At 44.0% G+C, this 6,341-nt stretch carries 4 protein-coding genes, 18 tRNA genes and 1 rRNA gene; 22 read left to right on the top strand and 1 reads right to left on the bottom strand.

Annotated features, from left to right (window positions below):
* The first annotated feature begins 185 nt into the window (after positions 1-185).
* From rrf to ACFPZG_RS13755, 19 genes are all read left to right on the top strand, one after another.
* Positions 186-301 (top strand): 5S ribosomal RNA (gene rrf / locus ACFPZG_RS13845).
* A gap of 52 nt (positions 302-353) precedes the next feature.
* A tRNA-Asn gene (locus tag ACFPZG_RS13840) sits at positions 354-428 on the top strand.
* A 3-nt stretch (positions 429-431) separates the two neighbouring features.
* Positions 432-522 (top strand) — tRNA-Ser (locus ACFPZG_RS13835).
* An 18-nt stretch (positions 523-540) separates the two neighbouring features.
* Positions 541-615, top strand: a tRNA-Glu gene (locus ACFPZG_RS13830).
* A 165-nt stretch (positions 616-780) separates the two neighbouring features.
* Positions 781-856 (top strand) — tRNA-Val (locus ACFPZG_RS13825).
* A 171-nt stretch (positions 857-1,027) separates the two neighbouring features.
* Positions 1,028-1,102, top strand: a tRNA-Met gene (locus ACFPZG_RS13820).
* 337 nt (positions 1,103-1,439) lie between these two features.
* Positions 1,440-1,514: transfer RNA gene (locus ACFPZG_RS13815), tRNA-Met, on the top strand.
* Between the two features lie 2 nt (positions 1,515-1,516).
* Positions 1,517-1,592 (top strand) — tRNA-Asp (locus ACFPZG_RS13810).
* 7 nt (positions 1,593-1,599) lie between these two features.
* Positions 1,600-1,675: transfer RNA gene (locus ACFPZG_RS13805), tRNA-Phe, on the top strand.
* 18 nt (positions 1,676-1,693) lie between these two features.
* A tRNA-Thr gene (locus ACFPZG_RS13800) sits at positions 1,694-1,769 on the top strand.
* 10 nt (positions 1,770-1,779) lie between these two features.
* Positions 1,780-1,864 (top strand) — tRNA-Tyr (locus ACFPZG_RS13795).
* Positions 1,865-1,871: 7 nt separating this feature from the next.
* Positions 1,872-1,945, top strand: a tRNA-Trp gene (locus ACFPZG_RS13790).
* Positions 1,946-1,969: 24 nt separating this feature from the next.
* A tRNA-His gene (locus ACFPZG_RS13785) sits at positions 1,970-2,045 on the top strand.
* A gap of 40 nt (positions 2,046-2,085) precedes the next feature.
* Positions 2,086-2,161, top strand: a tRNA-His gene (locus ACFPZG_RS13780).
* An 8-nt stretch (positions 2,162-2,169) separates the two neighbouring features.
* Positions 2,170-2,241: transfer RNA gene (locus ACFPZG_RS13775), tRNA-Gln, on the top strand.
* Between the two features lie 4 nt (positions 2,242-2,245).
* A tRNA-Gly gene (locus ACFPZG_RS13770) sits at positions 2,246-2,320 on the top strand.
* Positions 2,321-2,332: 12 nt separating this feature from the next.
* Positions 2,333-2,406: transfer RNA gene (locus ACFPZG_RS13765), tRNA-Cys, on the top strand.
* Positions 2,407-2,441: 35 nt separating this feature from the next.
* Positions 2,442-2,522 (top strand) — tRNA-Leu (locus ACFPZG_RS13760).
* Positions 2,523-2,582: 60 nt separating this feature from the next.
* Positions 2,583-2,663, top strand: a tRNA-Leu gene (locus ACFPZG_RS13755).
* Between the two features lie 109 nt (positions 2,664-2,772).
* Here the strand turns inward: ACFPZG_RS13755 and ACFPZG_RS13750 are convergent.
* The gene (locus ACFPZG_RS13750) at positions 2,773-3,465 is read right to left on the bottom strand and encodes a B3/B4 domain-containing protein (protein ID WP_283734091.1); all 693 of its coding nucleotides are present in this window, start codon (positions 3,463-3,465) and stop codon (positions 2,773-2,775) included.
* A 55-nt stretch (positions 3,466-3,520) separates the two neighbouring features.
* On the opposite strand from ACFPZG_RS13750, the gene queG reads away from it, so the two are divergent.
* The 3 genes from queG (at position 3,521) to ACFPZG_RS13735 (ending at position 6,304) form a co-directional block, all read left to right on the top strand.
* Positions 3,521-4,648 carry a tRNA epoxyqueuosine(34) reductase QueG gene (queG, locus tag ACFPZG_RS13745; RefSeq protein WP_283734092.1) on the top strand — a complete coding sequence of 376 codons (1,128 nt, stop codon included), beginning with the start codon at positions 3,521-3,523 and terminating at the stop codon, positions 4,646-4,648.
* Between the two features lie 18 nt (positions 4,649-4,666).
* On the top strand, positions 4,667-5,140 hold the full coding sequence (gene trmL, locus ACFPZG_RS13740) for a tRNA (uridine(34)/cytosine(34)/5-carboxymethylaminomethyluridine(34)-2'-O)-methyltransferase TrmL (RefSeq protein ID WP_283734093.1): 474 nt from the start codon (positions 4,667-4,669) through the stop codon (positions 5,138-5,140).
* A 315-nt stretch (positions 5,141-5,455) separates the two neighbouring features.
* Entirely contained in the window at positions 5,456-6,304 is an 849-nt protein-coding gene (locus ACFPZG_RS13735) for an aldo/keto reductase (protein WP_283734094.1), read from the top strand.
* Positions 6,305-6,341: the final 37 nt, after the last annotated feature.

Genomic DNA, 6,341 nt, shown 5'->3' with positions numbered 1-6,341 from the left:
GACACGTGCAGCTGACGGATACTAATCGATCGAGGACTTAACCTTAAGTTATAAAGTATGGTTGAACTTGTAGTAGCAACAATGTCTCTTTTATCCGGTTTTGAGCGAACAAAATAATTTATTTTGAAAAAACGCTTGAAGTTTTCACCAGATATGGTATAATAAATCTTGTCCTGTGAAAATAGTCCAGTGATGATGGCGAAGAGGTCACACCCGTTCCCATACCGAACACGGAAGTTAAGCTCTTCAGCGCTGATGGTAGTAGGGGGCTTCCCCCTGTGAGAGTAAGACGTCGCTGGGCTGTTATTTCTAAAACGACATAACAAACTGTAAAACAATAGTTATCGTATTATTCCGCAGTAGCTCAGTGGTAGAGCAATCGGCTGTTAACCGATCGGTCGTAGGTTCGAGTCCTACCTGCGGAGCCAATTGGAGAGCTGTCCGAGTGGCCGAAGGAGCACGATTGGAAATCGTGTATACGCTAACCGCGTATCAAGGGTTCAAATCCCTTGCTCTCCGCCAGTTTTAAATTCTAAATATGGCCCCTTGGTCAAGCGGTTAAGACACCGCCCTTTCACGGCGGTAACACGGGTTCGAATCCCGTAGGGGTCACCATTTTTACTAACAGCCTTTTCAATTAGTTTGCAGCTCTCGTTAAAATTGGGAGAAGCAAGCAGGACAAGGAAGCGATTGAGAGAGGGAAGGAGCGTACAACAGTACGTGACTGACTGAACGAATGAAGCTGACGCAGTAATGCGAAGCTTATCGCAATTTTAACCTGGAGGATTAGCTCAGCTGGGAGAGCACCTGCCTTACAAGCAGGGGGTCGGCGGTTCGAACCCGTCATCCTCCACCATAATTTATTAAACTGAAATTAGAACAAATTGATTCAATTATTATTATCGCGGGGTGGAGCAAATCTCATCACGCAGAATGAGATTTGTGTAATTTCCTAAAAGGAAATTACAACTAAGTCCCAAAGCAAAACAACATGCGTAGGATTTAAATTTCCTATATCTAACACTATCGCGGGGTGGAGCAGTGGCAGCTCGTCGGGCTCATAACCCGAAGGTCGCAGGTTCAAATCCTGCCTCCGCAACCAATTTACGTACTTTCCTAAAAGGATATTACAACTAAGTCTCAAAGCAAAACAACATGCGTAGGATTTAAATTTCCTACAACTAACATTATCGCGGGGTGGAGCAAGTCGCATCACGCAGAATGCGATTTGTATAATTTCCTGAAAGGAAATTATAGTTAAGTCCTAAAGCAAGACAGTAAGCGTAGGATATAAAAGTCTTACAACTAACATTATCGCGGGGTGGAGCAAGTCGCATCACGCAGAATGCGATTTGTATAATTTCCTGAAAGGAAATTATAGTTAAGTCCTAAAGCAAGACAGTAAGCGTAGGATATAAAAGTCTTACAACTAACATTATCGCGGGGTGGAGCAGTGGCAGCTCGTCGGGCTCATAACCCGAAGGTCGCAGGTTCAAATCCTGCCCCCGCAACCAAAGGTCCCGTGGTGTAGCGGTTAACATGCCTGCCTGTCACGCAGGAGATCGCCGGTTCGATCCCGGTCGGGACCGCCATTTATGTGGCTCAGTAGCTCAGTCGGTAGAGCAAAGGACTGAAAATCCTTGTGTCGGCGGTTCGATTCCGTCCTGAGCCACCATTTTAATTTAATTATGTTGCCGGTGTAGCTCAGTTGGTAGAGCAACTGACTTGTAATCAGTAGGTCGTGGGTTCGACTCCTATCGCCGGCACCATTTTTCCCTTGGTGGGGTAGCGAAGTGGCTAAACGCGGCGGACTGTAAATCCGCTCCCTCCGGGTTCGGCGGTTCGAATCCGTCCCCCACCACCATTTACATAGGGGCATAGTTTAACGGTAGAATAGAGGTCTCCAAAACCTTTGGTGTGGGTTCGATTCCTACTGCCCCTGCCATTTCTGTTTCAAATTAATATTATGGCGGTCGTGGCGAAGTGGTTAACGCATCGGATTGTGGTTCCGACACTCGGGGGTTCGATTCCCCTCGTCCGCCCCATTCTTTGCATTCTTCTTGGATGATCTAAGTAGTTATTATGGCGATTGTGGCGAAGTGGTTAACGCATCGGATTGTGGTTCCGACATTCGGGGGTTCGATTCCCCTCAGTCGCCCCATTTACTTTTGGGGTATAGCCAAGCGGTAAGGCAACGGACTTTGACTCCGTCATTCGTTGGTTCGAATCCAGCTACCCCAGTTTCGCGGAAGTAGTTCAGTGGTAGAATACGACCTTGCCAAGGTCGGGGTCGCGGGTTCGAATCCCGTCTTCCGCTCCAAAACTTACTTACGGCGGCATAGCCAAGCGGTAAGGCACGGGTCTGCAACACCCTTACCACCGGTTCGATTCCGGTTGCCGCCTCCATACTTTATGTATGCTGTAAGTTGAATACGTATTATGCCCGAGTGGTGGAATGGCAGACACGTCGCACTCAAAATGCGATGCCGCGAGGCGTGCCGGTTCAAGTCCGGCCTCGGGTATCCAAGTCAAAAAGATACAACCTATGTTGTATCTTTTTGCTTTTCAAAATCATTTGTTATGCCTAAGTGGTGGAATGGCAGACACGTCGCACTCAAAATGCGATGCCGCAAGGCGTGCCGGTTCAAGTCCGGCCTTGGGTATCCATGCCATGGATGTTTACTTAATTCCTCGTGAAATTTTAAAAATGCTCCTTCCGCTTTCGCGGAAAGGAGCATTTTTAATGGAAAGAAAGAACTACACCAATTCCTTTCAATCCAATACGATAGATGGTCGTTCGGCGGATAAAACAAATGAGGATGAATCTCCGCCACTGATGCTTGTAAACATACTTCCGCATGCTGAAACAAGTTTCAACGCCTCCTCTTCAGACATGGAAGGGTTCATAAAAAGAACATGCAATGCTGATGTCGTCTCTTCGGTAACTGCTGTTCGTACAGAGTCAACAGTTGGGCTGCCGAAGGGGCTGTAATCATCTCTAAGTAATAGAATGTTTGTTAGGGAGTTGAAACGGCCGTTTAAGCCGTCATATCCGTCCTTTTCGCCACCTACTGACAAATGGACATTTCCAACAATCTTATCTAAATCATAGATGCCTGAAGGAATTTCATATTGCAAAGAAAAGAATGTATTCAAATCTACAGCGCTATGGTAGGAATGCAAATAATTTTGTTTTTGTATCCTTCGAAAAAGTGCCTCTGCAGAAGGACGATATCGATTTGGGTCTGCGCCAAAAGCTTTCCATATCGCTCGCCAAGCTTTTATGTTCGGGAAATCAGTGAGAGGCTTTTTCTCTAATTCAAAGAAAAGCTGTTCTTGAAATAATTGTAATCTCCCTTTTAGCATTTGAGGGGATTCTGACACTGTAATTTTGGTATAATGGTTAATGCCCAATTTCAACTCGGGAACAATTTTAAAAAGTTCATTGTCTAATTTAATCTTCATAGTTATCACCCTCGATTACTTTTCATCAATCTTATCATATAGGAGGCGTAATGTTGTGAATGTCGTCCAATTGCAGAACTCGATAAAAGAATATGCAGCTTCTATCGGCATTGATAAAATTGGCTTTACGACCGCAGCGCCTTTTCTTGAATTGAAAAATCGCTTAAGGCGCCAACAGGAGTTAGGTTATCAATCTGGTTTTGAGGAAAGCGATATTGAAAAACGTACTGAACCCGCTTTATTGCTTGATCGTGCTGAAAGCATTCTGGCCATAGCCATTGCATACCCTTCAAAAATGCAAAACTCACCTAAAGGTAAAAAGGGAGAACGACGCGGGATTTTTTGCAGGGCCTCTTGGGGAATTGATTATCATCATGTTCTTCGTGAGAAGCTGCAGCTATTGGAACAATATATATCTGAGCGGGTGCCCGATGCCAAAATGCGCTCAATGGTGGATACAGGTGAACTTTCAGATCGTGCTGTTGCACAGCGTGCTGGTATCGGTTGGTCTGCCAAAAACTGTGCAGTTATTACCCCTGAATTTGGGTCGTATGTCTATTTAGGTGAAATGATCACGAATATACCGTTTGAACCGGATGTCCCTATGGAGGATCAATGTGGTGATTGCACGCTTTGTTTAGACGCGTGCCCAACCGGTGCCTTGATCCAAGGTGGACAGTTAAACGCTCAACGATGCATCGCGTTTTTAACACAGACAAAAAAGCCGATACCAGAGGAGTTCAGGGCAAAAATTGGTAACCGGATATACGGTTGTGATACGTGTCAGACCGTCTGTCCTAAAAATAAAGGAATGTATAATTTGCACCAATCTGCTTTCCAGCCTGAACCGGAATTGGCGAAACCTCTATTGGTTCCTATGTTAAATTTGTCCAATCGGGAATTTAAGGAGACTTATGGCCATGTGTCTGGCTCATGGAGAGGGAAGAACCCAATTCAGCGGAATGCAATCATTGCTCTTGCCCATTTTAAAGATGAGGCATCTGTTCCGGCATTGTCCGAACTGATAGTGAAGGATCCACGGCCGCTAATTCGAGGCACAGCTGCCTGGGCGCTTGGCGAAATTGGTTCAAGCGAAGGGTTGTCGGCTATTGAAAATGCGTTAATGACCGAGCAAGATCCGGACGTCCGGATGGAAATGGAAAAAGTATTGGAAACTATATAAGGGAAGGGAAGTGCTGAAATGGCGATACATGTCGCGTTATTCGAACCATTAATACCAGCGAATACTGGAAATATTGCACGTACATGTGCCGGGACAGGAACGAAGCTTCATTTGATCAAGCCCCTCGGATTTTCGACGGATGATAAAATGTTAAAACGTGCGGGCTTAGATTATTGGCAATACGTCGATATTACTTATCATGAAGGCATACAGGAATTCTTTGATGCATTTCCTGAGGCTACATTCTATTTCATCACAAAGTTCGGCGAAAAGACGTATTCAAACTTCGACTTTTCGGATCAAACGAAAGACATATTTTTCGTTTTTGGAAAAGAGACGACTGGATTACCGGATGAAGTGATTGAGAATAACAAGGAGACTTGCTTACGGATTCCGATGAATGAGAATATCCGCTCCCTGAATTTATCTAACACGGCTGCAATTCTTATATATGAAGCATTAAGGCAACAATCTTTTTTGGAACTAAGCTAATAAAAAACGGGACAGCCATTTATGGCATGTCCCGTTTTCAAATTCTTATTTTTTTACTTTACCAGGCTTGTCTTCATAGCCACCTGTTAGGATAGCAGATAGGAATGCAAAGCATACGCCCATGATAAGGATTAGTTTCATCAGATGTACCTCCTGTAAAATCATTAGTCCTTCATACAGTATACCCTAAAACAAATGTGATTGTAATGACTGACATTAAAAATTGTGTCAGTTTCATTAACAAAGAGCACCGTACTTCGGTAAAAGCTCATTTAGCGATACAATGGTAGTAAATATACTCGAGGGGGAAGGATAATGAAAAACTTCGATGACAAAATCACACTTGTGAATGGCGTTGAAATGCCTCAGCTTGGTTTAGGCGTATATAAGATGACTAATCCTGAGGAAACGTTTGAAGCGATTACTTATGCATTGCAAAACGGCTATAGAGCCATTGACACAGCTGCTATCTATAACAACGAAAGGGAAACTGGCGAAGCCGTCCGACAATCGGGTATTCCACGAGAGGAATTGTTCATCACTTCAAAAGTTTGGAATGATGATCAAGGCTATGACGAAACGTTAAGGGCTTTCGAGGCTTCACTTGAACGACTTGGGATGGATTATTTGGATTTGTATTTAACACATTGGCCGGTTGCTAATAAATATGTCGATACGTATCGAGCAATCGAGCGACTTTATGATGAAAAGCTTATTCGTTCGACAGGCGTTTCCAATCACCATATTCATCATTTGGAGAAGATTTTCAATGTGGCGAATGTGAAGCCGATGGTAAATCAAATTGAATTGCATCCAAACCTTTCACAAGAGACTTTACGGAACTTCTGTCGTGAGCATGAAATTGCGGTCACCTCATGGTCGCCATTGGCAAGGGGCGCGCTTCTGGACAGCCCATTATTAACCGAAATAGGATTGAAATACGGGAAATCCCCGGCGCAGGTAATTATAAAATGGCATTTACAACACGGGTTAATCGTCATTCCTAAATCGGTGACGCCAGAACGTATAAAATCCAATATTGAAGTTAAGGATTTCGAATTGGCACCAGAAGATATGATGAAGATTGATTCACTAAACAAGGATGAACGAAGAGGAACAAACCCAGATAAATTTGGTTCTAAATCAAATGTTGGGGTGATGTGATTTGCACACCACCCTTTAACTTAAATTATGCTATGAG

It is taken from the genome of Sporosarcina thermotolerans, assembly GCF_042658975.1.
Taxonomy (GTDB): Bacteria; Bacillota; Bacilli; order Bacillales_A; family Planococcaceae; genus Sporosarcina; species Sporosarcina thermotolerans.
Note: the sequence above shows the minus strand (reverse complement) of the source record. Positions and strands in the feature narration are given on the sequence as shown.